This window comes from Paenibacillus sp. RC21, from assembly GCF_044907935.1.
GTDB lineage: Bacteria > Bacillota > Bacilli > Paenibacillales > Paenibacillaceae > Paenibacillus > Paenibacillus terrae_A.
Window position 1 is genome coordinate 136,641 of sequence record NZ_JBIYCS010000009.1, and the last position, 26,405, is coordinate 163,045.

Annotated in this window: 22 protein-coding genes and 2 riboswitches; of the genes, 5 read left to right on the forward strand and 17 right to left on the reverse strand. The window is 49.5% G+C overall.

The window, feature by feature from the left end:
* Window positions 1-55 precede the first annotated feature (55 nt).
* The gene (locus ABIA61_RS22910) at window positions 56-1,534 is read right to left on the reverse strand and encodes a PTS mannitol transporter subunit IIBC (protein ID WP_283652929.1); all 1,479 of its coding nucleotides are present in this window, start codon (window positions 1,532-1,534) and stop codon (window positions 56-58) included.
* A gap of 516 nt (window positions 1,535-2,050) precedes the next feature.
* Window positions 2,051-2,446: a glycine cleavage system protein GcvH gene (gene gcvH, locus ABIA61_RS22915; RefSeq protein WP_283652930.1), complete on the reverse strand. Its 396-nt coding sequence runs from the start codon at window positions 2,444-2,446 to the stop codon at window positions 2,051-2,053.
* A gap of 299 nt (window positions 2,447-2,745) precedes the next feature.
* A riboswitch (glycine riboswitch) is annotated at window positions 2,746-2,934 on the forward strand.
* A riboswitch (glycine riboswitch) is annotated at window positions 2,935-3,031 on the forward strand.
* A gap of 80 nt (window positions 3,032-3,111) precedes the next feature.
* On the opposite strand from gcvH, the gene gcvT reads away from it, so the two are divergent.
* The 3 genes from gcvT to gcvPB all read left to right on the forward strand — a co-directional run bounded on the left by gcvT (window position 3,112) and on the right by gcvPB (window position 7,221).
* A complete protein-coding gene (gcvT, locus tag ABIA61_RS22920; protein ID WP_283652931.1) occupies window positions 3,112-4,212 on the forward strand; it encodes a glycine cleavage system aminomethyltransferase GcvT in 1,101 nt (366 codons plus the stop codon).
* 130 nt (window positions 4,213-4,342) lie between these two features.
* Window positions 4,343-5,698, forward strand: a complete 1,356-nt coding sequence (gene gcvPA, locus ABIA61_RS22925) for an aminomethyl-transferring glycine dehydrogenase subunit GcvPA (RefSeq protein WP_283652932.1) — start codon at window positions 4,343-4,345, stop codon at window positions 5,696-5,698.
* Window positions 5,695-7,221, forward strand: coding sequence for an aminomethyl-transferring glycine dehydrogenase subunit GcvPB (gene gcvPB, locus ABIA61_RS22930; protein WP_404520996.1), 1,527 nt, complete (start codon window positions 5,695-5,697; stop codon window positions 7,219-7,221). The genes gcvPA and gcvPB overlap by 4 nt, the downstream gene beginning before the upstream one ends.
* Before the next feature lie 117 nt (window positions 7,222-7,338).
* Here the strand turns inward: gcvPB and ptsP are convergent, their stop codons facing one another.
* The 10 genes from ptsP to ABIA61_RS22980 form a co-directional block, all read right to left on the reverse strand.
* Window positions 7,339-9,051 (reverse strand): phosphoenolpyruvate--protein phosphotransferase, encoded by a 1,713-nt coding sequence (gene ptsP, locus ABIA61_RS22935; protein ID WP_404520997.1) that lies wholly within the window; start codon window positions 9,049-9,051, stop codon window positions 7,339-7,341.
* Window positions 9,044-9,319 carry an HPr family phosphocarrier protein gene (locus ABIA61_RS22940; RefSeq protein WP_014282905.1) on the reverse strand — a complete coding sequence of 92 codons (276 nt, stop codon included), beginning with the start codon at window positions 9,317-9,319 and terminating at the stop codon, window positions 9,044-9,046. Before ABIA61_RS22940 ends, ptsP begins: the two co-directional genes overlap by 8 nt.
* Window positions 9,320-9,439: 120 nt before the next feature.
* Window positions 9,440-11,491: a glucose-specific PTS transporter subunit IIBC gene (gene ptsG, locus ABIA61_RS22945; protein ID WP_404581312.1), complete on the reverse strand. Its 2,052-nt coding sequence runs from the start codon at window positions 11,489-11,491 to the stop codon at window positions 9,440-9,442.
* Window positions 11,492-11,747: 256 nt separating this feature from the next.
* Window positions 11,748-12,605, reverse strand: a complete 858-nt coding sequence (gene glcT, locus ABIA61_RS22950) for a glucose PTS transporter transcription antiterminator GlcT (RefSeq protein WP_283652935.1) — start codon at window positions 12,603-12,605, stop codon at window positions 11,748-11,750.
* Between the two features lie 193 nt (window positions 12,606-12,798).
* Window positions 12,799-14,334 (reverse strand): flotillin lipid rafts scaffold protein FloT, encoded by a 1,536-nt coding sequence (locus ABIA61_RS22955; protein ID WP_283656311.1) that lies wholly within the window; start codon window positions 14,332-14,334, stop codon window positions 12,799-12,801.
* Between the two features lie 48 nt (window positions 14,335-14,382).
* Window positions 14,383-14,898, reverse strand: coding sequence for an NfeD family membrane protein (locus tag ABIA61_RS22960; protein ID WP_044648157.1), 516 nt, complete (start codon window positions 14,896-14,898; stop codon window positions 14,383-14,385).
* A 182-nt stretch (window positions 14,899-15,080) separates the two neighbouring features.
* Entirely contained in the window at window positions 15,081-16,244 is a 1,164-nt protein-coding gene (locus ABIA61_RS22965) for an iron-containing alcohol dehydrogenase (protein WP_404520999.1), read from the reverse strand.
* Window positions 16,245-16,431: 187 nt separating this feature from the next.
* On the reverse strand, window positions 16,432-18,075 hold the full coding sequence (locus ABIA61_RS22970) for a UDP-glucose--hexose-1-phosphate uridylyltransferase (protein WP_404521021.1): 1,644 nt from the start codon (window positions 18,073-18,075) through the stop codon (window positions 16,432-16,434).
* 18 nt (window positions 18,076-18,093) lie between these two features.
* The gene (galE, locus tag ABIA61_RS22975) at window positions 18,094-19,083 is read right to left on the reverse strand and encodes a UDP-glucose 4-epimerase GalE (protein ID WP_404521000.1); all 990 of its coding nucleotides are present in this window, start codon (window positions 19,081-19,083) and stop codon (window positions 18,094-18,096) included.
* 1 nt (window position 19,084) lies between these two features.
* Entirely contained in the window at window positions 19,085-20,263 is a 1,179-nt protein-coding gene (locus tag ABIA61_RS22980; RefSeq protein ID WP_283652938.1) for a galactokinase, read from the reverse strand.
* Between the two features lie 218 nt (window positions 20,264-20,481).
* Between ABIA61_RS22980 and ABIA61_RS22985 the strand changes: the two genes are divergently transcribed.
* Window positions 20,482-21,348 (forward strand): AraC family transcriptional regulator, encoded by an 867-nt coding sequence (locus tag ABIA61_RS22985; protein WP_283652939.1) that lies wholly within the window; start codon window positions 20,482-20,484, stop codon window positions 21,346-21,348.
* A gap of 14 nt (window positions 21,349-21,362) precedes the next feature.
* On the opposite strand, the gene ABIA61_RS22990 is transcribed toward ABIA61_RS22985, so the two are convergent.
* The 5 genes from ABIA61_RS22990 to ABIA61_RS23010 form a co-directional block, all read right to left on the reverse strand.
* Window positions 21,363-21,584: a hypothetical protein gene (locus ABIA61_RS22990; protein ID WP_404529695.1), complete on the reverse strand. Its 222-nt coding sequence runs from the start codon at window positions 21,582-21,584 to the stop codon at window positions 21,363-21,365.
* Complete coding sequence (gene mgrA, locus ABIA61_RS22995; RefSeq protein WP_283652940.1) at window positions 21,550-22,569, reverse strand: L-glyceraldehyde 3-phosphate reductase; 1,020 nt, start codon at window positions 22,567-22,569, stop codon at window positions 21,550-21,552. The genes ABIA61_RS22990 and mgrA overlap by 35 nt, the downstream gene beginning before the upstream one ends.
* 84 nt (window positions 22,570-22,653) lie before the next feature.
* A complete protein-coding gene (locus ABIA61_RS23000) occupies window positions 22,654-23,397 on the reverse strand; it encodes an NAD-dependent protein deacylase (protein ID WP_283652941.1) in 744 nt (247 codons plus the stop codon).
* On the reverse strand, window positions 23,385-24,164 hold the full coding sequence (locus tag ABIA61_RS23005) for an HAD family hydrolase (protein WP_404521001.1): 780 nt from the start codon (window positions 24,162-24,164) through the stop codon (window positions 23,385-23,387). The genes ABIA61_RS23000 and ABIA61_RS23005 overlap by 13 nt, the downstream gene beginning before the upstream one ends.
* A gap of 15 nt (window positions 24,165-24,179) precedes the next feature.
* A complete protein-coding gene (locus tag ABIA61_RS23010) occupies window positions 24,180-24,986 on the reverse strand; it encodes an alpha/beta fold hydrolase (RefSeq protein ID WP_404521002.1) in 807 nt (268 codons plus the stop codon).
* Window positions 24,987-25,301: 315 nt separating this feature from the next.
* Between ABIA61_RS23010 and ABIA61_RS23015 the strand changes: the two genes are divergently transcribed.
* Window positions 25,302-26,336 carry an acyltransferase family protein gene (locus ABIA61_RS23015; RefSeq protein ID WP_404521003.1) on the forward strand — a complete coding sequence of 345 codons (1,035 nt, stop codon included), beginning with the start codon at window positions 25,302-25,304 and terminating at the stop codon, window positions 26,334-26,336.
* Window positions 26,337-26,405 lie beyond the last annotated feature (69 nt).

Consider the following 26,405-nt stretch of genomic DNA (forward strand, 5'->3'; position numbering starts at 1 on the left):
TCCCTTCCGCAGAACACACGAACTGCATACAAGGCGGCCTGACTACTACAGGGGATTAAGAATCGGATTTCAGACGTTCCACCAGCGCTTCGTATTCAGGACTCTTCAGGAAATTATCAATAGAAATATGCTCGGCATTTGGAGCCACCGTTTTAGCCCGGTCCGTCAACGTTTTTTGCGTAATAACAATATCCGCATCCTGCGGAATCTCACTGATTGCCGTGTTCGTTACCGTGACATCCACATCCGCCTGCTTCATTTTTTTGCGTAAAATCGAGGCGCCCATAGCGCTTGAGCCCATACCTGCATCACAGGAAAAGACGATCTTGTTCACATCTGATTTATCCTTGACCGTTTGAACTTCACCAATCTCCGCAGCCCGATCAGCTTCGCGGTTATCTTCCGTTACAGTGGTATTTTCGCCTGCAGCCTTGCTTTGAGTTTTCATATCCTTCATGCGGGATGCCGCTTCCTCAAGCCCCTCTTCTTTTTGCTTACCTGTCTTGAGTAACACAGCAGCAACAGCAAACGATACGACCGCAGCAGCAATCACACCGCTCAGCATTGGCAAATATCCGCCTTTTGGCGTCATCAGGAAATAAGCGATGATACTACCCGGTGAAGGAGCTGCTACCAGTCCGGCACCTGTCAGCATGAAACAGAACGTTCCCACCACACCCCCTGCTATAGCAGCAAGAATCAGAATCGGCTTCATCAAAATATAAGGGAAATAAATTTCATGAATCCCGCCGAAAAAGTGAATGATAACCGCGCCGGGAGCCGACGACTTCGCAGGGCCTTTACCAAACAGGCAGTAGGCCAGCAAAATACCGAGCCCTGGTCCAGGGTTCGATTCAAGCATGAACAAAACGGATTTGCCTGTTCTTGAAGCCTCCTCCAGCGCAATCGGACTCAATACTCCGTGGTTCAGTGCGTTGTTTAGAAATAATACTTTTCCGGGCTCAATAATGAGGTTGACGAGCGGCAAAAGCCCTGCGTTCACGAGGAACTGTACCCCTGCTGACAACACTTGACTGATAATTTGTACAAACGGTCCGATTGCCACATGAGCAAGCAGCGCTAAAATCGCCCCGATAATCCCTGCCGAGAAGTTATTGACCAGCATTTCAAAGCCTGATTTAACTTTGCCGTCAATCGCTTTGTCGAATTTCTTCAATATCCATGCAGCCAGCGGACCCGCTACCATCGCGCCGAGGAACATCGGAATGTCCGCCCCGACAATGACACCCATCGTCATAATGGCCCCGATCACACCTCCGCGCTGTCCGTGAATCATTGTGCCACCCGTATAACCGATCAGCAGCGGCAGCAAATAATTTTTCATCGGATCAACCAGTTGTGCAAAACCCTCATTCGGGAACCATCCGGTCGGAATAAAGAGTGCCGTGATCAATCCCCACGCGATAAAGGCCCCCATATTGGGCATAACCATACCGCTGAGAAAACGACCGAAACGCTGTACGGCAACGCGAGCGCCTCCGTTTGAATTGGACTTTGCGTCCACTGTGCTCATATTCATATCCTCCTTATAGGTCAGTATTTTGCATCATTCGATTCCCAACGCTCGAAAGTACAATAGATAAACGAACTAAACCGTTTCGATCTATCTATTGCTGATTTGAAATCGCTCTTGGGATTGTTGCAAAATACCCAGGTAATAAGCATCACTACCTTTTCTTAAAATTCATACTAAATGACAACGCTATCTTCATCAACGAAATGAAAACGTACTTTCGTCATGAACGTTGATGACAACATTTAAATTTAAGATAAACAGGCGCGAAATCATTAGGCATAATTCCTCTTAATGTGGCCTGAAACGTTAGAATTTAGTCGAGAAACCATGCGTCATCTATACCATTTCTATACAAGGAATATCCTCCAAACAAGGGAAAAAGAACGTAATTACGCTTGCCAAAAAAGACAGCAAAAAATAGCCGCTATGCCCAATCATCGCGACTATTTTTATACAAAACCGAGTGGACAAACGCCACTCTTATTCAGTTATCCAACCTACTTTGCCCCATTATTACTCATTGGCAGTCAACTGCTCGTACTGATCCGCAGACAGCAGCTTGCTTAATGATTCCTCTACATCTCCTCCAATCTCCACTTCGATCATCCAGCCTTTTTCATAGGGAGACTCGTTCACCAGCTCAGGCGTACTTTCCAGCGCTTCATTCACCTTCAACACCGTTCCCGTCACCGGAGCGAACAGGTCGGATACTGTCTTTACCGATTCAATAGTACCGATCTCTGCCCCCTGCTCAATCGTTGCTCCCTCCCCAGGCAGCTCCACAAAAACGATATCCCCCAGCTGATGCTGTGCAAAGTCCGTAATACCGATTCGTACCGTTCCATCCTCTGTGCGCTGAACCCACTCATGTTCCTCTGTGTACCAAAATTGCTGCTTCACTTCACTCATCCTGCTCGCCTCGCTTCCATATGGATTACATCGTTTCGCCTACCCGTCTGTGACAGGTTAAGATTATGACAACAAGAACTCTCATGTCAATAATACTAACAAAAATATTTCACATTTCTCCATATATCGTTCTAGCTAAAAATACGGCAGGATATAACAAACGCTTACATATCCTTATTTATGAATAAAATGTTTTATAAAATGATGTTGATGACATTTTTGTTGACATTTCAAATAAATTTGCGTATTAATGGGTTATAACAAGTGCTTTTAGAAATACCCGATAACTGTAAACGCGGATGAACGTGGAGGGAGAGACTGCCAAAACTCGCATAGCTGTTGCCGCCTGTGAAAACAAGGTAGCAAGCGAGTCGGATCAAGCTGTTACCGGCAGGGCCGGATGACGTATAGCTGATCCAAGGGCAGCGCCGAAGGAGTAAACCTGCACCGCAGGTGAATCTCTCAGGCAAAAGGACCTCTGCCGGACGCATCTCTGGAGAGCATTCGCCATACAGGCGGATCACCCAAGGGGAAACCTGGTACACACCGGGGTAACTCTCAGGTATCAAGGACAGAGCTGAAGAAAAGTGTGTGGACTGCCGTCCATACGTTTTTTTCAGCCTGTCTTTTTTGTTTAGCTGATCACACTGGATAGGAGTGAAAAAATGACTAACTTGCGAAAAACGTCGCTGTATTCCTCCTACGGCACGCTGCCGGGGGTTCGTTGCATTGATTTTGGCGGCTGGGAGCTGCCTGTACAGTTCAGCGGCATTCAAAAGGAGCATGAGGCTGTCCGACAACGTGCGGGATTGTTCGATGTATCGCATATGGGTGAATTCCTGGTCGAGGGCCAGGAAGCCGAAGCATTTCTGCAACAGGTGACGACGAACGATGTCAGCCAATTGGAGCCGGGCCAGGCCCAATATTCGCTGCTGTGTTACCCGGATGGAGGTGTAGTAGACGACCTGCTTGTTTACCGCAAAGGGCCGGAGCGTTACATGCTCGTTGTGAACGCCTCGAATATCGACAAAGATTGGGATTGGTTGCTTCGCCATGCTCCTGCATCCGTTCATCTGGAAAACGTATCAGATGCGGTAGCACTGCTGGCATTGCAAGGACCTGAAGCTGCGCGTATTGCCGCAGCCGTGACAGACACGGACATTACGAAGCTGGCATCCTTCCGATTCAATGAGGATGTGCAATTGTTCGGGGCAAAAGCGCTCGTCTCCCGCACCGGATACACGGGGGAAGACGGCTTTGAATTTTATGTGCCCACGGCGGATGCACCGGCAGTGTGGGACGGATTGCTTCGCATCGGTGAGCCGTATGGTCTGGTTCCCGCCGGACTTGGAGCCAGGGATACGCTGCGCTTCGAGGCGCGGCTACCGCTGTACGGACAGGAGTTGTCCGCTACCATTTCGCCACTGGAAGCTGGTTTAGGCTTCTTCGTCAAGCTGAATAAGGGAGATTTTATCGGGAGAGAGGCCCTGCAACGTCAGAAAGAACAAGGTATTCCCCGCAAGCTGATCGGACTGGAAATGCTCGACCGCGGCATCCCGCGTGCCCATTATCCCGTTTTTGCGGAAGGACAGCACATTGGCGAGGTCACAACGGGAACCCAGTCGCCCACCTTAAAGCGTAATCTGGGTTTGGCTCTGGTGGACAGTCATTTCAGTTCCCTATCCACACCGCTGGAGGTCGAGATTCGTGGCAAGCGCCTGCGCGCCGAGGTAGTAGCAGCGCCCTTTTATAAACGTCCACGCTGATTTAAACGCTCGTCTTACTATAACTATCGTGATCCGTTACTAACCGCTGCCCAGTGGGCAATCGTTTATTAATCATTTGTTAATCGTTTTACGTTTTTACGATCTTGTTGGTTGAAAGGAGCCAGACCCAATGAAACAACACCGCTATCTTCCCATGACCGAGCAGGATCAAGCTGAAATGCTGCGCGTGGTCGGCGCATCGTCCATCGACGATTTATTCAGCGATATTCCCGAGGCGATCCGGTATAAGGGGGAGCTGCTCCTGTCTTCTCGGTTAGACGAAAGAGCCTTAACCCGCCACTTATCAGGACTGGCCGGGCAAAATGCCAATACTGACACGCACGCCAGCTTTCTCGGCGCAGGGATTTACGATCATCATATTCCATCCGTCATCCAGCATATCACTTCACGCTCGGAATTTTATACGGCCTACACTCCTTATCAACCGGAGGTAAGCCAGGGCGAGCTGCAAGCCATCTTCGAATTTCAATCGTATATATGCGAATTAACAGGCATGGCTGTAGCCAATGCCAGTATGTATGATGGAGCGACTGCGCTGGCAGAAGCGGGCTCATTGGCCGCCGCTGCCACCCGCCGCAAGCAGCTTATCGTATCGCGGACCGTCCATCCGGAGGCACGTCAGGTGTTGGCTGCCTATGCACGCGGGCTGGATTTGGATGTCGTGGAGATCGACTGTGCAGATGGTGTAACTGACGTGAAGGCATTAACGGCGGCCATATCGGAGCAGACGGCGGCAGTTTTGGTCCAAAGCCCTAATTTTTTCGGGGCCGTGGAAAATCTGAAGCCGATGGCTGACCTGATCCATGCGCACAAGGGTCTTATGGTCGTCAGTGCCAATCCACTGGCATTGGGCTTGCTGGAAGCGCCCGGCAAGCAGGACGCGGATATTGTCGTAGGAGACGCGCAGCCGCTTGGCATCTCCTCCTCCCTCGGTGGCCCAACCTGTGGTTACTTTGCCGTTTCTCAGGCGCATATGCGCCGTATCCCCGGCCGTATTGTGGGCCAGACCACAGATCGCAACGGTAAACGCGGCTTCGTGCTGACCTTGCAGGCACGGGAGCAGCATATCCGTCGGGAAAAGGCCACCTCTAACATATGCTCCAATCAGGCACTGCTCGCTTTATCTGCCTCTGTGTATTTGTCCGTCATGGGTAGACAGGGCATCGCGGAAGTAGCCGAGCTAAACCTGCACAAAAGCCGCTACGCATTGGAGCAACTACTCGGCTTGAAGGGCGTGACTGCCTCCTTTACTGCACCCACCTTTAACGAGTTTGCCCTGCGGTTACCTGAGGGTACCGATATGAATAAACTGCAAGCCGGATTGCTTGCTGCCGGATTTATCGGCGGCTACGATTTAGGGCGAGATTATGAGGAATATGCAGGTCACTTGCTGATTGCCGTGACAGAGCAACGAACAAAGGAAGAGATCGATCAATTCGTGCATACCTTGGGGGGATTGCTATGACGCATATTACAGGACAAGATCAGGGTACACCGAATCCGGAAGTCGAATCCAGTCGGAATCAGATGAAAAAGCATGAGCAAGCGCTCATTTTTGAATTGAGCAGACCGGGCCGTATCGCCTATTCCCTGCCTGAATGCGATGTTCCCCGGCGTCCGGTGGCAGAGCTTTTGCCGGATTATGCGCAGCGCAGCGAGCCTGCGGCATTGCCCGAGGTATACGAAGTAGACGTTATTCGACATTATACCGCACTGTCACGGCGTAATTTTGGCGTGGACAACGGATTTTATCCGCTCGGCTCCTGTACGATGAAATACAACCCCAAGGTAAACGAGGATGTCGCCCGTTATGCAGGCTTCGCCAAAATCCATCCGTACCAGCCGGAGGACAGCATCCAGGGAGCCATGGCGCTGCTCCATACGCTTCAAAACGATCTGGCCGCGTTAACCGGCATGGATGCCGTCACCCTTCAGCCCGCCGCGGGCGCCCATGGCGAATGGACCGGGCTGATGATGATCCGCTCCTACCACGAAGCACGTGGTGAGCGACGTACCAAGGTGCTCGTGCCGGATTCCTCGCACGGAACGAACCCCGCCAGCGCCACTGTGGCAGGCTTCGAAACGGTCACCCTCCCCTCCACACCGCAGGGGCTGGTGGATCTGGACGCGCTGCGTCAAGCCGTAGGCAACGACACCGCTGCGCTTATGCTGACCAACCCGAACACGCTCGGGCTGTTCGAGAAGCAAATCGCTGACATTGCCGCGATTGTGCATGAAGCGGGTGGCCTGCTCTACTATGATGGCGCGAACTCCAACGCCATTATGGGGATCACCCGCCCCGGGGATATGGGCTTTGACGTGGTGCATCTCAATTTGCACAAAACGATGAGTACCCCACATGGCGGAGGCGGGCCCGGCGCGGGACCTGTGGGGGTAAAGCAGCGGCTCATTCCGTATTTGCCCAAGCCGCTTGTCGTGCGTGATCCACAGGGCACGTACCACTGGGACCGAGAACAGGGCGATTCCATCGGACGGGTCAAAGCCTTTTACGGCAACTTCGGTATTCTCGTCCGTGCCTATGCCTATATCCGCAGCTATGGTCCTGACGGCTTGAAGCGGGTATCCGAATGTGCCGTACTGAATGCCAATTATATGATGCATCGGCTGGCTCCGCATTTTGACATCCCCTATCCAGGCTATTGCAAACACGAATTTGTGATGTCCGGACGAGGCTTAAAGAAATTCGGAGTGCGTACACTTGATGTTGCCAAGCGATTGCTCGATTTCGGCTACCATCCGCCTACGATCTATTTCCCGCTGAATGTAGAGGAATGTATCATGATCGAGCCGACAGAAACGGAAAGCAAGGAGACGCTTGATGCCTTCATTGACACCATGATCCAAATTGCGCGGGAAGCGGAGGAAACGCCTGAATTGGTGCTGAATGCTCCATATACCACTCCAGTCACGCGACTGGACGAAGCAACTGCAGCTCGCAAGCCTATATTGAATTGCTCATGCAGCTAAAAGAAAAATCCAATTTTGGGTATACAAAAAAGCCGGTATCTGTTAGATACCGGCCGCTGTATGTAGACAGCAATTTTTGTTGGAAAAAGATATACCTTGAAAAGGTGATACCCTTCCTTAGCCTTCAATGCTTTGAACCAATTCAACAACCTGCTCGGCTGTTTGCATGTCCAAAGCTTTTGCAGCCAGTTTCTCCATGTCCGCGCGGGACAATTTCGAAATTTGACTGCGTGCTGGCAGAATGGAAGTGGCACTCATGCTGAACTCATCGAGTCCCAGACCCAGCAGCAATGGAATTGCTGTTGTATCCCCTGCCATTTCACCGCACATACCAACCCAACGTCCTTCACGGTGAGCGGCATCAATAACCATTTTCACCAGACGCAAAATGGATGGGTTATATGGTTGATACAAATAAGATACCCGTTCGTTCATGCGATCCGCTGCCATCGTGTACTGAATCAGATCGTTCGTACCGATACTGAAGAAATCAACCTCTTTCGCGAATTGGTCAGCCAATACCGCTGTAGAAGGAATTTCTACCATGATGCCCAACTGAATTTCTTCAGATACGGCTACACCCTCGGCTACCAACTTTTCCTTTTCCTCCAGCAACACAGCTTTGGATTCACGGAATTCGTTTAGCGTAGCAATCATCGGGAACATGACCCGCAGGTTACCATGTACACTTGCCCGCAGCAAAGCACGCAATTGAGTACGGAAAATGTCCTGACGGTCCAGACACAGACGAATAGCACGGAATCCGAGGAACGGATTCATTTCCTTCGGCAGATCCAGATAAGGAAGCTCTTTGTCGCCACCGATGTCCAACGTGCGGACTACAACTGGTTTGCCTTCCATTCTTTCCAGAACGGTTTTGTATGCTGTGTATTGTACTTCTTCGGATGGAAGCTTATCGCGTCCCATGTACAAGAATTCAGTACGATACAGGCCGACGCCTTCGCCACCGTTATCCAGTACACCAGCTACATCGTTAGGCGTACCGATATTGGCTGCCAGTTCGACGTGCACACCATCGACGGAAACCGTAGCTTCGCCGCGCAGCTTCCGCCACTCTTCGCGTTGCTTGTCGTATGCCACCTGTTTAGCCCGGTATTCAGCAACGATCTCTTCGGAAGGGTTCACGAATACGTGACCATCCAGACCGTCGACGATAATCAAATCGCCGCTTTTAGCTTGGGACAGTATATTTTTAGTTCCTACAACCGCAGGAATTTCAAGTGAACGAGCCATAATAGCCGAGTGCGAAGTACGTCCGCCGATGTTGGTTGCAAAGCCTTTAACAAATTCGCGATTCAGCTGAGCTGTGTCGGAAGGTGTCAAATCTTCTGCAAGTACAATCGTTTCTTCGGCAATTTCTGCAGGACTGACAAAATGAACACCAAGCAGGTGATTCAGGATCCGCTTGGTTACATCACGCATGTCCGATGCGCGTTCTTGCAAATAAGCACTTTTCATGTTTTCGAACATGGAAATAAACTGTGAAGCTACTTCGTTCAGAGCATAGTCAGCATTAAGCTGCTCGTCTCTGATCTTAGCTTTAACTGGATCGATCAGTTCAGGATCATTCAGGATCAACAGGTGAGAAGCAAAAATTTCTGCTTTTTTCTCGCCCAGCTCCTGTAAAGTTTTCTCCTTAATCGCTTCCAATTCGGTTTGAGATTCTACTAAAGCCGCATCCAATCTTGCAATTTCAGCTTCAGCATCACCAACCGCGCGTCTCTCTACAGCGTAATTCGGATGCTCCAAGATAAACGCCCGGGCAATGGCGATGCCTGCCGAAGCGGCAATCCCGGAAATTTTAAGCATGAATTTCGCCCAGCCCTTCGTTAACGATTACATTTTCAAGAGCTTTCAGAGCGTCAGCAGCTTCAGCGCCTTCACAGATGATGTTGATGGTATCGCCTTGTTCCAGACCAAGAGACAATACACCCAGAATGGATTTCAAAGTTACTTTTTTACCGTTAGCTTCGGCAAAAGATTCAGCACCGCTGAATTTGTTAGCTGTATTTACCAGCGCTGTTGCAGGACGTGCATGGATACCGTCTTCATCTGTAATTCTAAAAGTTGTTTGCATAATTGTTCCTCCCACTTTCCTAATGGATAATATTTGTTTACACGCAGTATACGTGTAGTGAAACCGGGTCGATGTGAGGCGACCTAAGCCGCCTCATCACGAATCCGAAACACATAGAGTTTATTTTATCGTAATTATACCATCTTCGCCAGCCTTCAATACTCCAGTTTTGTTTAAAGTTACCGAAGAGCCTTCTGGAAGGTTGGTAAAAATGACTGGTGAGATGATGGATTTTGCGTTAAGCTTCACGTATTCCAGGTCTACTTTCATAATCGGTTGACCGGCTGACACAAGATCGCCTTCGTTCACCAAAACGTCAAATCCTTGGCCTTTAAGCTTTACTGTGTTCACCCCGATATGAACAAGTACTTCCTTACCGCCGTCAGATTGGATACCAATGGCATGCTTGCTTGGGAATACATTGAATACTTTACCATATACAGGCGACACAATCGTTCCATCATTTGGCACGACAGCAAAGCCGTCTCCTGTCATACGTTCTGCAAATACCGGATCAGGAACAGTCGAAATATCAACCAATTCTCCGTTAACAGGCATCACGATATCTTCAACAATGATGGTCTGTTTTTGTTCGCCAGCTTCCTTCTCTTCTTGCGGAGCAGGTTGAGCCGAGGCCGGAGCCGGAGCAGGTGTGCGTCCCGCCATAATATCAGCCATTTGCGTTTTAATCGTGTCGGAACGTGTACCGAAAATGGCTTGTACGTTGTTGCCGACTTCGAGTACACCCGCTGCGCCAAGCTGTTTGAGGCGAGCCTTGTCAACGTTGGACTTCTCGTTAACTTCAATACGAAGACGTGTGATACAAGCATCTAAATGCTTGATATTGGACGCCCCGCCGAAAGCTGCCAAAATATTGCCTGGAAGCTCGTCTGTGGTACCGACTGCGGCCCCTTCAACATTTTCTGTAGCTTCTTCACGCCCTGGTGTCTTCAGGTTAAACTTCCGTATGATGAATCGGAATCCGAAGTAGTAAATAACCGCCAAAATCAGACCGACGATGATGACGTACCACCAAGGCGTACGATTCGGAATAATCCCGAAAATCAGGAAGTCGATAAATCCGCCGGAGAAGGTCATACCGATTTTAACATTCAAAATTTGCATCGTCATGAACGACAGACCTGCAAACACAGCGTGCACTGCGAACAGCAATGGAGCTACGAACAGGAAGGAAAATTCCAGTGGCTCCGTAATCCCTGTCAGGAAAGAAGTCAAAGCTGCTGAACCCATAATACCTGCTACATATTTTTTGTGTTCCGGTCTTGCTTCATGATACATCGCTAGCGCTGCGGCTGGCAAACCGAACATCATGAATGGGAACTTACCAACCTGGAACGTACTTGCTGTCAAAGCAACTCCATCGCGAAGCTGGTTAAAGAAGATTTGCTGGTCACCATGAATCGTTTGACCGGCTTTGTTCACGTATTCGCCGAACTCAAACCAGAACGGTGAATACCAGATGTGATGCAATCCGAAAGGAATGAGCGAGCGTTCAATCACCCCAAATATGAAAGCTGCCAGCGTCGGATTGGAGTCAACCATAAAGTGTGATACAACGTTCAGTCCTTGCTGTACGGGAGGCCACACAATGACCAGCAATAGTCCGATTAGCAATGAAGATACTGCCGTTACAATCGGAACGAAGCGCTTACCCGCGAAAAAGCCCAGATACGAAGGAAGCTCGATTTTGAAAAAGCGATTGTACATGGCCGCGGCCAGTATACCGATGATAATCCCGCCGAACACCCCGGTTTGCAGCGTTGGAATCCCCAACACGTTCGCATAGCCCGGTATTTTTTGAGCAATCAGACCCGGTGTAACACCTACAGCTGTACCCAATGTAATATTCATAACGAGATAACCGATGATCGCAGCCAATCCTGCTACGCCTTCACCGCCTGCCAGACCGACGGCTACGCCGACTGCAAACAACAGTGCCAGATTATCAAAAACAATTTGTCCGGCGTTCATCATGATCGTCGCTACCGATTGAACCCAGCCCGCATTTAATGCCGGAATGTACTGGAGAAAATCGGGATTGACCAACATGTTGCCGATTCCTAATAAAAGTCCCGCTGCCGGCAAAATGGCTACAGGAAGCATTAAAGCTTTGCCGACACGCTGTAAAACACCGAAAAGCTTTTTAAACATACGTTCCACTTCCTTCTCTGAAAATTAGAATACAGAGGCAAAACAACAAAAAAGGCATGAGCCGAATTAAGTATGTTTGAACACAACCTTGGGATATAGCTTACCCCGGTAGGCTGTAAACAATCATAACTTAAAACAACTCATGCCTGATCGAATCAGTAACACGTTAGATATTCATTTGTTGTCTTGCTCATTACAAAATTTATTATAGCATTCTGCCAAAAGTGAGGCAATACTTTTTTCGATTCTAGCTGTTCTAACGTTGCTCTCCCTGCTCTTTACGTTGGGACAACCGCTGTAAATGCATCGTCAAATAGCTAACCTCAGCCGGATATACGGATTTGCGAAGCCTTTTCTCCATAATCTTCGTAAGTTTCCAGGCTAACATATACATTTCCGGATACTCTTCATTCAACAGCTTGTCCAATCGGTAAATCTCCTGCACAATCTCTCCCCGACGTACACGTTCAATCGCAAACCTCAGATGAGTCAACAAACGTGAGTAATCCAGGGATTGGAGAGGAATGCGATATTCCAGCGTAGTCTCTACTACCTGTACCATATCAGCAATCAATCGGGAATCCTTCCTGACCTCGGAAATATGCTGATTCGTCATGGCACTGTAAATATGCAAGGCTACGAATCCGATTTCATCTTCTCCCAGATCCACACCCATCTTGTCCTTGATTAAAGAGACTGCCTGTTCAGCCATCTTGTATTCCTGAGGGTATATTTCTCTCGTTTCATACAAAAACGGATTATGGATCGTAATGCCCTGTTTCTGACGATTAATGGAAAAGGCGATGTGATCGGTTAAAGCAATCAATATGTGCTCATTCAGAGGCTTCTTCGCTTGAAGCTGAACATGGTGAAGCACCTCACCAATGACCTCAATGAGTTTTTCATCCAGCTCGGGAAGCAATCGCTTGTATTGCTCCTGCTCCTCATGGCTTTTTAATATAAATAATTTTTCAACTGAATCCAACGGTATAAGATCGCCGTTTTTGCGATTGAAACCGATTCCTTTTCCAATCACAACAACCTCATCATGCTCGGGATGCATCCCGATAATCACATTGTTATTCAGCGCTTTCGCCACTTGTAGGCTGCTCACATCCGCACCTCTTTTTATCTGAACCTTGATCCTAAGAATTAGAGCATGAAGCTCAGAGGAATCCACGTTAAAGTACCAAATATTTCGCTAAAGGTCAATAAAAAGAAAACGCTTTTCATCACAATAACCGGGAAAACCTGTGATGAAAAGCGTTCTTTCTGTTAAGGGGTATCCGCTCCTGAAAGCCCTACGGCTATTCTTTATCCCGCGGCGCAACCTCAACCGGGGCATGAATGTGCAGCTTATCCGTTTCACCGGAGGACGGTGCGGAATGAAGGCCCTTTTTCCCCGTGGTCAGCCCCTTAATTAACTGCTCCACATCAATACCGGACACACTCTTGAGCATCTCTGGAGCCGTAGCCATTAGCTCTGTGACATAATTGCTGACACGCGCTGCTCCTTCTCCCTTGCCTGTATCCACAACCGTTAATTTATCAATGGACGCAATCGGCTCGGCAATCCGTCCGGCCAGCTCAGGCAGCATTTTCACGATAATATCGAGTACGGCTGCCTCGCCAAATTTCTGGAACGCCTCCGCCAGCTTTTCCTTGGCCTCGGCCTCCGCCAGACCACGTAAACGGATGACATCAGCATCCGCCGTACCTTTGGCGCGTTCCGCATCCGCTTCTGCTTGCCCATTCAGCCGTTTTTGTTCAGCTGACGCTTTAGCCTGTGTCTCAATCGAGTATTGCAACGATTCCGCCTCACGCATCTTACGCGATTTATCCGCCTCCGCGGCTTGCTCTACCGCATACCGATCGGCTTCCGCCTTCTTCTTCACTTCCGCATCATATTGCTTTTCACGTACCTGAATTTCCTTGGTTTGAAGATCAATTTCTCGCTCCTTGCGCACCAGCTCGACCTTCATCTGCTCTTCGACAGCAGTCTGCTTGGCACGAGCCTCCTGAATGTGATAAGCCTGATCGGCTTCCGCCTTGGCTGTATCCTGCTCCTTTTTAAACGAAGCCACTTTCAGTTCCTTCTCCTTGGCTGCCTCGGCAATGTTTGTATCACGCAAAAGTTCAGCCTTCTGGCCCTCCTGTTCCGCACGCGCCTTTTGAATCCGGGCATCCCTTACCGCCTCAGCTTCGGCAATTTCTGCATCCCGTTTCACAGCGGCAATTCTCGGCTTACCTAGCGCATCCAGATATCCGTGCTTATCACGCACATCTTTAATCGTGAACGAGACAATTTGCAGCCCCATCTTTTTCAGATCGCGAGCCGCCACGCCCTGTACTTCCTGTGCAAAGCGATCCCGATTACGATATACTTCCTCCACCGTCATCGAGCCGAGGATCGCACGTAAATGGCCCTCCAGCACTTCCTGAGCCTCTCCCCTGAGGGCCTCCAGCGGCTTCCCGATGAACTGCTCCGCTGCTGTTGCTACATCTTCAATGGAACTGCCTACCTTGATGATTGCCACACCGTCCGCAATCACGGGAACTCCTTGCTCCGTATACACTTCCGGTGTTGTTACATCCAGCTTGTGGGACAATAAAGAAATAAATTCGGACTGCTGAAAAATAGGCCATATAAAGGCGCCACCGCCGCGCACAATTTTGATTTTGCGACCGGAATCATCCTCGGAAATATTTTTATTTCCCAAAAATGAACCCGTCACGATCATCCCTTCATCCGGTCCTACCGTTTTGTAACGGGCCCAAAAGGCGATCCCTAATATGACGATAACGATAACGACAATCCCCGGGACCAACACAATATCCTGCAAGCTTGACACTCCCGTTCACGCTCCCTTCAAGTTAAGCGAATGCGTCGTCTATGTGTCCAGATACGCTACGCGGACGACACCCTCTGCGACCTCAACCACGACGATACGGGTTCCCGCAGCCAGCGGTTTGTGATCAAAGCTCGATGCTGTATGTATGGTGTTGCCTGCACCCAAGCGGATCATAACCTCCCCGTAACCAACCTCAGGTACCGGAACGGTGACCTCACCGATTCTGCCAGTCAGCTCACGCATCGAGAAGCCGCTGGATACCTCCGAGTTCGCCATTGGCTTGATAAACGCAAAAAATACGAGCACTCCGATCACAAACGCAATCGCAAGGGCAAGCAGAACAACCCGGCTCATGCTCAACCCGGTATATTTCGTCAGCAACACACCCGCCCCGCCAAAAGCGGTCATCGCTCCAAGTAAAACGACGGGTCTGAACCAATCGAGGCCGGGAAGCTCCAATCCATCCAGCCAACCACCGAGTACATCCCCGATCAACACACTGACCACGGTAAAGATGGCGCCCCCTGCCAATAACCACCAAAATATAGTTTCCATGCGGCTCCTCCTTCCATGTCCCTTTTCAGTCTGGTTTCCAGCCTATAACTATGTTTACGTATTCAACCTTAAAAAGTTTCAAAATTTTCCTCTAAAATTCCAAATCAAACCCAAAAAAGCACGTCCATACGTCTAATGACGTACAAACGTGCTTACAATTATCCAATGACTGAATGACTGGATTACAGAGATGCTTTGTAAATTTCCACTACATCTTCGCGATTCAGCTTGTTAAATCCGCCAAAGGATCCGAATTTCACAGCTTTATCAGCCATAACGTCGATTTGGGAACCGTCAATGTCGTAATCAGCCAGACGGCTTGGCGCACCAATCGAGTTCCAGAAATCACGCAACGCCTGAATACCTTCGAGCGCTACTTCTTCATCACTCTTGCCTTCCGGGTTTACATGGAACACATTCACAGCCAGTTGCTTGAAGCGTTCAGGCTTCACATGCAGATTGTGCTTCATCCAGTTCGGGAACAAAATCGCCAGTCCTCCGCCATGTGGAATATCATAAACAGCAGACACCGCATGCTCGATATTATGAGTCGCCCAGTCACCTGTCAGCCCCATATTCAGGAAGCCGTTCAGCGCCATCGTACCACAGTACATCATCGTTTCACGCAGCTCGTAGTTCTCCAGATCGTTGACCAGGCCCGGAGCCGCATCCATAACTGTACGCAAAATCGTTTCACACCAGCCAAGCTGAACCGGAGTGTTAGATTCCAGATGGAAGTAATGCTCCAGCGTATGTGACATCATATCCACGATTCCGTACACCGTTTGATTTTGTGGCAGAGAATACGTGTTCACCGGATCAAGAATGGAAAACGCAGGGAACGCAAATACGCTGCCCCAGCCCAGTTTTTCCTGTGTTTCTTCGTTCGTAATGACAGAACCTGCGTTCATTTCGGAACCGGTAGCTGCCATCGTCAGAACTGTACCTAAAGGCAATGCTGCCTGTGGAGCCGCTTTACGCTCTGCAAAATCCCACATATCGCCATCATATTTCGCCCCGACAGCAATCGCTTTGGAGCAATCCAGCACACTACCGCCGCCAACAGCCAGTACGAGGTCGATTTGATGTGTTTTACACAATTCCACGCCTTTATGTACTGTGGACAAGCGAGGATTTGGTTCTACACCTGCCAGTTCCGTTACCTCTGCTCCAATCTCTTTAAGCAGACTTATTACATTATCATACAAGCCGCTGCGCTTAATACTGCCGCCGCCATATACAAGCAGTACACGTTTACCGTATTTAGGAACTTCACGCTTGAGAGCCTCTAATTGCCCTTTACCGAAGATCAATTGAGTAGGATTATAAAATTCGAATGCTTTCATCGCAAACGTTCGCCTCCAATATTTTTCAAAGTTTAATGTTAAGAAACTACTCTATTATAACCTTCTCAGTTACAGGAAACAAATTTGCTTCTTTTTCAGAAAAAAAACCATGTTCCTTAAGGAGCATGGTTCCATGTCATATCTTGGGAGGGTTCTCGCACAGTATTATGCGCTGCCTGCAATTATTCTATTCCCCTATTGTATAACCCAGTTGCTTTATAAAACGTCCAAACGCTTGCTGACCTTCCGAATCACGCTTGTACACTCCTGCATGCTCCAAAATTTCACTGAACTTCAGTCCAACTTCATTTTGTACAGTGCGAACAGCCGTCTCCTTGTCAGGCAGACGACCGAATCGGGTGTTCAACTGGTAAATCCAGTCCGCATGCTTGAATAGCGGATGCCCTTCCTGCTGCATAGCTACAGCCAGTTCGTCGTTACCGCATAAAATATCTGCAATACCATCCAGTTCATCCTTAAGCCGCCCCGGCAAAATCGCAAGTCCCATAACCTCGATCAGACCGATATTTTCCTTCTTGATATGATGCATCTCGCGATGAGGATGAAAAATACCTTCCGGGTACTCATCACTCGTCCGGTTGTTGCGCAGCACCAGATCCATCTGGTACCTTCCTTCCGCATCCCGGCGTACAATCGGTGTCACCGTATTATGCGGCACCGCTTCTCCGTCCTGCTCCGTATGAGAGAGAACATCGGCTGCGGGATCGCTGTAAGCCTTCCAGGCTTCAAATGCAGCATTCCCCGCCTCCAGCAACGCTTCGGCATCCGTTGAAGTAAAGCGGATCACTGACATCGGCCAGTTCACAATCCCTGCTGTGACTTGCGGGAAGGCTTCATTGCGATATACAACGTCCACGCCTGCTTTTTCAATCGGGAACGTATGACGTCCACCTTGAAAATGATCGTGAGTCAGAATAGACCCTCCGACAATCGGCAGATCGGCATTGGAACCGATAAAATAATGCGGAAACGCTTTCGTAAATGCCAGTAACCGCCACAGCGTATCCTTCGTAAGCTTCATCGGCACATGATCATGATGAAACACAATACAATGCTCGTTGTAGTACACATAGGGCGAATATTGAAAAAACCACGGTTCCCCGTTCAATTCCAAAGGAATGATGCGCAGGTTTTGGCGGGACGGATGATTCACCCTTCCGGCATATCCAACGTTTTCACGGCATAATTGACATTTTGGATAAACAGGCGGCGGAAGAAGCTTCGCCATTGCGATTTCCTTCGGACTTTTCTCCGGCTTGGACAGATTAATCGTGATTTCCATATCTCCGTACGGTGTCTGCTGGTTCCAGTACACATTGCTGGCAATGCGGTCCATTCGGATATAATTCGAGTCGATAGACAATTGATAAAAAGCATCTGTCGCTGCCTCTATGCCTCGTTCGGCCTCCGTTTGGCGAAAGTCACGGATGACTTCAGACGGTCTTGCCATCAGCAGGCCCATGATTTTGGAATCCAGCAAATCACGGTACGTATCTGTGTTTTCCGATATGAGTCCAATCGCATACCCATAATCAATTAATATATTAAGCACAGGCTGGAGAACCTCGGGGGCTGTGATGCCCCCTGCCTCCCCGCCGAAATAAGGCTCCGAAAACCCGAACTGCTCCAGCAGCAGATTACGGCTGTAATCTGTATCTTGCAGACCGATCAATCCCCGGTTTTGTGCGAATGCAACCAGTTGCTCAATCGCATACAGAGCGGCTTGCTGTACAGTTTCATCGATGTCATGGGCCGCATGCCGGGAATGTTCCCGGCCTTGGCCTCTATCTGCGGATTGACTCTTGCTCATCATGTCATCGTCTCCCGTCTATTCGTCGCCGTAGCCCTGAGGGTGCGACTGATGCCAGCCCCAAGCTCCACTAATAATGTCCTCCAGTTGGGTACGCGCCGGACTCCAGCCCAGCACCGAACGTGCCTTGTCAGAAGAGGCAACCAATACTGCCGGATCACCCGAGCGCCGTGGCTCTGTAACGACCGGAATGTCGAGTCCAGTGACCTTGCGAGCCGTCTCGATAACTTCCTTCACCGAGAAGCCCTGTCCGTTGCCCAGATTAAACACGTTGCTGTCATGGCCTTCGCGCAAATAATTCACCGCACGCACATGGGCATCTGCCAGATCGCTCACATGAATGTAATCCCGGATGCACGTTCCATCCGGCGTGGCATAATCCTCACCAAACACCGCAATGTGCGGGCGCTGTTTCAGTGCTGTCTGGAGTACCAGCGGAATCAGATGACTTTCCGGACGATGATCCTCACCGATTTTGCCGCTCTCATGCGCACCAGCCGCATTAAAGTACCGCAAGGACACATATTTGATGCCCAATACTTTATCAAACCACGACATCATGCGCTCCATCATCAGCTTCGTTTCACCATAAACATTCGTTGGCTCCGTACGGTCGCCCTCTTCAATCGGCACCTTTTCCGGTTCTCCATAGGTAGCCGCAGTGGAGGAAAATACGATCCTGCGCACACCGGCATCCTTCATGGCCTCCAGTAAGCTCAGCGTGCCGAATACGTTGTTGTCATAATATTTACCCGGATTTTGCATACTTTCCCCGACCAGCGAGTTGGCTGCAAAATGGATAACTGCGTCGATACTGTTTTCGGAAAACAGTCTGGACAGCAGTTCTTTATCTCTCAGATCACCTTCATACAGCTTGCCTCCGAGCAGTGCTGCCTTGTGCCCGGTCTGCAAATTGTCCAGCACCACAACTTCTTCTCCCCGATCCAACAGCTCTGCTACCGTATGTGAACCGATATATCCAGCTCCGCCTGTTACTAAAATGGCCATGTTATTCGTCCTCCTTCTGTTCTTTAACTCCGTCTCCCGCCTTACATACATAAAAGCTGGCTTCCAGCCCTGTCCGGGTCTGATAAGCTTCGCCGACTTCCTTCACAAACCGTTCCACATCGTCCTCATGGACAAGTGAAACCGTACAGCCCCCAAATCCGGCTCCCGTCATACGCGCACCCAGCGTGCCAGGAATGCGCCGTGCTTCCTCGACCATCACATCCAGCTCCGTGCAGCTAACCTCATACAAATCGCGCAATGAATCATGCGAAGCGTTCATCAATTGCCCAAAAGCTTCGAGATCATTCGCCGCAAGAGCATCGACAGAGGCCAGCACGCGAGCGTTTTCCTCTACCACATGCTGTGCCCGGCGTCGTACCGTTTCATCCGCAATATAATGCTGGAGCTCACCTAAACGGGCCTCATCCAGCTGAGCGAGGTATTCCAGCGTCGGCTCCTGCTGCTGCAAAATGGACAGTGCTTCGGCACATTGGCTACGGCGCTCGTTATAGGCTGAATCCACCAGCCCGCGGCGCTTATTCGTGTTGCCGATCACCAGCTTATAGGCATCGGTACGGAATGGCACCTTACGATATTCCAGCGTATCGCACATCAGCAGAATGGCATGATCAGCCGCACCGTTCGCTACAGCGAACTGATCCATAATACCGCAATTGACACCAACGTAATTGTTTTCTGCCCGCTGGGACAATAAAGCAATTTCGACTGTGTTCGTTTCCTGTTTTTCGGTAGTGAGGAACGCGTATCCCGTTACAACCTCAATAGAGGCAGAGGAGGATAATCCGGCACCATTCGGTATTTCTCCATGATAGAGCAGGTCGTATCCGCTAGACGGATACACTCCCTTTTCAGCCAGCTCCACCAGCACACCGACCGGATAGTCCACCCACTCATCAGTTTTACTTTTACCTATTTTTCCACGTGGGATAGATGCTTCATAGGAAAGGTTCGTCGAAGCAAAATGAATTTCATCATCATTACGCACACGAAGAATCAGCGTCGTACCGAATTCCAGTGCAGCCGGGAGTACATAACCACCGTTGTAGTCGATATGCTCCCCAATCAGATTAACACGCCCGGGAGCATGAAATATCCGCAGCTCATGGCTGCTTTCACCATATTTGTCGATAAAACGTTTCTTTATTTCAGTAGTGTTCATATCCACATCCACCTCATCACCGTTAGTAAAGGCCCCCTGACTTCCCTGTAACAAACTTAATCAGGTTGACACTTCTTATGATTTCAGTATAAATGAAAGCGTTAAATAATGTAATGCATCCATGTGTTAAAGCTATGGATAAATGTGACTTGGATATGTACAATGTAAGTATACCGTATCTAATAAACCATTCACAAATCCAGGAAGGATGACCCTATTTGCAAACGCATTCATATAGCTATGCTGTGGCCTCCAATCCGGTGTTTTATGAAAATAGCCCGTTGCACGTGCTTTTTGCCGGCGAGAGCCAAACCAAATCCGGTCATGCCGTCGGGCCGAAGCTCTATGATTACTATCTGCTTCATTTTGTAGAATCTGGAAAAGGCATCTTCCGAACAGAGCAGCACTCATATCAGCTTGAAAAAAACGATTTTTTCCTGATCCATCCCGGTCAGCTCGTAAGCTACACCTCCGATGAAGAGGAGCCATGGCGGTATCGCTGGTCTGCGTTTACAGGACAGCATACCGAAACCATGGTGCAGGAAGCAGGACTGCGCGTGCACCAGCCTGTCTTCCACGCTTCCAGTGAAAGCCTGATCCCCAGCTATCTGGAGCAGATGCAGTTAGCCTTTTACAGCCGAAAATCCAGCTCGCATCTTGCAGCCCTCGGCTACCTGTATCTGATCATGGGGGAAGCGGGTAATCATTTAAGCGACTGGTCTGACCCAACCGGGGCGGATTCGCAAATTCGGCGGACGGTCAAGCAGATGGTCCAATATATGTCCACTCAATATGCGCATCCCGTTTCTATTGAACAAATGTCCGAAGGACTTGGTTATAACCGTGCGTATTTGTCACGTATATTCAAGAAGGAAACGGGCGTCTCTCCTGTTACCTATCTGCTCAAGCTGCGAATTGACAAGTCTCGTCAACTGCTACGCGAGCGTCCCGAGCTTTCGGTGGAGCAGGTGGCCGCTTCGGTGGGATTGACAGACGCTTTGTATTTCTCGCGTCAATTCAAGCGCTTCTGCGGTCAGTCGCCAACCCAGTATCGAAGCAAGGTTCAGCAATATCCGCATCCTTAACAGACTTTAACCGATCACATGTCCTGCCCTGCTCCGTCTGATGATTGATCCTCAGTTCCAGCATGAATGAGCAACGACCAAGCTGGTATGGTTTGGAAAATGGCAAACAGCCCGCATCCTTCAACGATGCGGGCTGTCGCGTGTATATTGGGTATGAAAAATTGCACGTTATACCGATGATGATGGAATAGCTTTTGAGCATTAGGCTGTGCCGCCGTCCTGTAAGTTCCCGGCATTCAGAATCGAATCAATCCGATCCAGCTCTTCCTGTGAAAAGTCCAGATTGGACAAGGCAGCAACGTTTTCTTCAATTTGGCTCACACGGCTGGCCCCAATCAGGACGGAGGTCAGACGCTCACCACGCAGAGCCCAGGCCAACGAGAATTGAGCCAAGCTTTGTCCGCGCGCAGCTGCCATTTGATTGAGCGCCCGCACCTTACGAAGTGTTTCGGGTGTCACATTGTTTTCATTCAAGAAGACAGATGCACTCGCTGCACGCGAATCCTCGGGAATTCCGTTCAAATATTTATTGGTTAGCAATCCCTGAGCCAAGGGGCAAAAGGCAATGCTGCCGATCTCGTTTTCGTCCAGTACATCCTGCAACCCGTTTTCAATCCAGCGGTCGAGCAGAGAATATTTTGGCTGATGAATCAGCAGCGGTGTTCCCAGCTCCTTCAAAATACGAGCGGCTTCTGCCGTTTGCTCCGCGCTATAATTAGACACGCCCACATACAGCGCTTTGCCGGAACGTACGATATGATCCAGAGCCTGCATTGTTTCTTCCAGCGGCGTATCAGGATCAAAACGGTGGGAGTAAAATATGTCGACGTAATCCATACCCAATCTCTTCAAGCTCTGATCCAGACTGGATATCAGATACTTGCGTGAGCCCCAATCACCATAAGGTCCTGGCCACATATAATAGCCCGCCTTGGTCGAAATGACCATCTCATCCCGGTACGGCTTCAAATCACTAGCCAACACTTGTCCGAAAAATTCCTCTGCCGAACCCGCCGGAGGACCATAGTTATTAGCCAAATCAAAATGCGTAATCCCCAGATCAAAGGAACGGGTAACCATGTTACGGCCGTTCTCTGCATTGTTGATCCCGCCAAAATTGTGCCACAAGCCCAGTGAAATGGCAGGCAGCTTAAGGCCAGATCTCCCTGTGCGGTTATATTTCATATTTTCATAACGATCATCGCCAGCCAAATAAACCATGCTATCCCAGCCTCTCTCGAAACATTGTTATGTCCATTACAACAACATCATAGCGCTTTTATCCGGCCGTTGACAAGAAAACGATTACAAACTCAATTGACTGCCGAGTTCTCCCATAACCCTGCCGATGGGATCGGTAATCAGGAGATCCGCCTTGTGATCATATGAAGTGGGGTCTGTATTAAGCAATACCGTATGTTTACCGTGAAAATAAGTAATCAGTCCCGCCGCAGGATGTACCGTCAGCGAGGTTCCTCCAATTAATAGCAGATCGGCCTGCGAGATAGCCTGAATGGACCGGACAAGCGTATCCTGATCCAGCTCTTCCTCGTATAAAACGACATCCGGTTTGATAATTCCCCCGTCTACTGGACATTTGGGCACCACCTCAGAGCTGTCCATCACTTCGTTCAGACTGTAAAAGCGCCCGCATTCCATACAATGGTTGCGATGCACCGAGCCGTGAAGCTCAAGCACATCCACACTGCCTGCGGCCTGATGCAATCCGTCAATGTTTTGCGTCACGACCGCTTTGAGTCGCCCTTGCTGTTCCAGTGATGCAAGGAAACGATGGCAGCCGTTCGGCTCCGCATCCGGATGCAGCATTTTGCTGCGATAGAAGCCAAAGAACACTTCAGGATGCTTTACAAAAAAAGAACGGCTAAGCATAACCTCGGGGGGATAAGGCAATTTTTCCTCACTCTGATACAGACCAGCCGCCGAACGAAAATCCGGGATACCGCTCTCCGTCGACGTACCCGCCCCGCCGAAAAAAACAATATTTTGTGATTGCTGTATCCATTCAGCCAACGTTTTTACTTTGTCCATGTTTCACGCACCTCCAGCTCTTCATATCCGCGGACGATGATGTCCGCATCCAGCAAATGATCGGAACGTTCCGGCTCTGACCCAAATCCGATGGCCAGCCGCACCCCGGCACGCTTGCCCATCTGCATATCCCCGTTGCTGTCTCCGATGACAGCTACATCCGCTGGCGACAGTCCTAGCAAAGCACAGGCTTTTTCAGCCATTTCCGGGTCCGGTTTGCCGTATGTAACTCTGTCGTGTCCGATGACCTCGTCAAAATATGACGTCAGCCCCATCCACTCCAGGTGCTCCTGCGCAGCCTCTGTACTGTCAGAGGTCACGACCGCCAGCTTCAATCCGGCACGGCGGCTTTGCTCCAGTAACGTGCGTAAACCCGGAAACACCTTCGCGGCCCGATGTCGCCGCACATCAGCCATCGCCATTTTGTTAAAATCCCGAACAACCCTCACTGCTTCATTCCACGGTACACCGGCAGTATAAAGCTGCCAAGCCAGCACGCCCGTACTTTCATCCACTGTCCCCATCGCCAGCGGGCCGGAAGGATCATAGCCGATCACGCGCCCCTCAGGGTCGTGGATCGTACCCAGAATGCTGCCTTTTTCCACCGTAAAGTCAGTACCTGCCACGGCAAGATGCTGTTCCAACATATCCAGTATAGAACGGGCCCAGGGACCCCACAACTGAATAAAATCCAGCAGCGTGCCATCCTTGTCCAATAAAATGCCACGGCATGGAAACCGCTGTCCCTGCACGACTAACTCAGACATGCAGCCCACCTCCTTTTACTGGTTTTTTGGAGCTGAATCTACACTCTCTTTCATCCAGTCCTGCAAAGCTGAAACCGTTTGATTCCATTGCTCGGCCGGGCTAATTTTCGCAGGGTTATCTCCTTTTTGGGCTCCGTAGCTGCCAAATTGGGCATGATTGCCGCCCTCAACTGTAAAATACAGCGTATTGGCTGGTAGATAAGCCCTTCCACTTTGAACACTATCCATTTTAATAACTCCATCATCACTTCCAAGCAGGGAAATGACCGGCAGATTTTTATCCTTCAAATTCCCCTTACTGTCCGGGTAGGAAGCAAGGAAAAATACGCCCTTGACCTGATCGGGATGTGTAGCGGCATAACGGGCAGCCATAACACCGCCTAACGAATGGCCTCCGATCACAAAGGTTTCTTTCGGATATGCCTTCAACACCTCACCCGCCAAATCCGGGGAAGTCAGTGCAAGGTTCAGCGGCATTTTTGCAATGATCACATGATGACCCTTTTCCGCCAGACGGCGGGCCAAAGGAGCGTAGCTTTCGGGCTTCACCAACGCACCCGGGTACAAAATAACTCCGGCACCGATTCTTTTTACAGGCTCAAAACCAACCCAATACTCTTGTTCGTTCACCTTCACAGCATCGGCTGATTCTGCTAATGCAGCAGTAGCTGTGCTATCAGGCTGATAGGGCGTGAATACCTTCCATGCTCCCCAGCCTGCGATAAGCACAATGACAATCAGGATACCCAATAGAATTTTCCATATTTTCCGGGGAGTGCGTGTCCCATATGAGCTGTATGATCTTCTCGTCCTTCTTCTCATTTTAAAGGTTCCTTTCGTATTTCGTACCTCATGATTCATGATTGGTGTATGAAATTTTTTGCTGCGTAAATCAGCTTATCTATAACCTTGTTAGGGTACCATCGTTGCGCACACAGGGTCAAATAAGAAGACATTTCCAGACATTTGCCTGGTCTTTGTCCCCTGTTCAAGCTTCTGCCACATAATAAGGATATGACAGCGCTTACCATTGTGAATAAAATCACAATGGTAAGACTCAGAGTATCGTACCTTGTTCCTTGTAAGGATTATTTTGCACAGAGTTTACTCGGCTGAGTGCCGTTCGGAGGGAATTACATGACGACAAGCCATGACATACAAGGAGAAAGCTTCTTTCTCAATTTGCGCTTTATGCTGATCATATGCGTATTTGCAGGCAATGCTCTGGAGCCCTTGGTTGGCTCGCTTCACATCGCCCAGCAATGGTTTAGCTGGATATTCATGTTTCATATGCCGTTGTTCGTGCTCGTTACAGGGTACTTTGCCAAAACATCGTTAGCTGGGTACGCAGGCCGGAAAGTCTTGCTTCAGATCGGTATGCAATATCTTATTTTTCAAACCCTCTATTCGATATTGGATGCTGCACTCTTCCATGTTCCCCATATTCATCATTCTTTTTTTGCACCTTATCTGCTGCTATGGTTCCTCGCCAGCCATATCTGCTGGAGACTGCTGATGCTTGCTTTCCAGGGAATGTCACCTGTTGTCCAAATAGGTATCTCCGTGCTGCTGGGTATCCTTGTCGGGTATCTACCAGTGGATGGCATCTGGCTCAGCATAAGCAGAACCTTTGTTTATTTGCCCTTTTTCGTAGCAGGGTATCATCTGCATTATGCCGATGTTCGTCGCTTCTTCACGACTCCAGTCCGTGTGATCGCAGGCGTAGTGTCCCTTCTGCTTATGGTACTGGCGGGAACGTCGTACTACGGCATTCCGGCAGGCTGGCTGTATGGCAGCATGACTTATGGTGAGCTGGGTCATACCGAATGGTATGCGGGGATTTACCGCATTGGCATTTACGGAGTGCAATTCATAGCGGCTATCGCGTTTTTGAGCTTTGTTCCAGCCGTCACCGGACGTATGACTGAAATGGGGCGGCGGACATTATACGTCTTTTTGCTCCATGGTCTGATTGTCCGTACCGCTGCTGCCAAGGGGATTTACGATTATATAGACACTCCGGTGGAAGTGATTCTGATCGTAGCGTGTGCTGCGGGTCTGTGCTGTCTACTGACTCTGCCTTGGGTGCGAAATGCAACACATCCTTTAATCGAGCCACGGGTTGACTGGATGCTTAAGCCGTCTCCTTATCTTTTTAAACGATCCGCATAACTTTTTATGTCCATCCTATAACAAGCGTCAGTACGCGACAAACAGCTATCAGACGAAGAACTAGGCGGA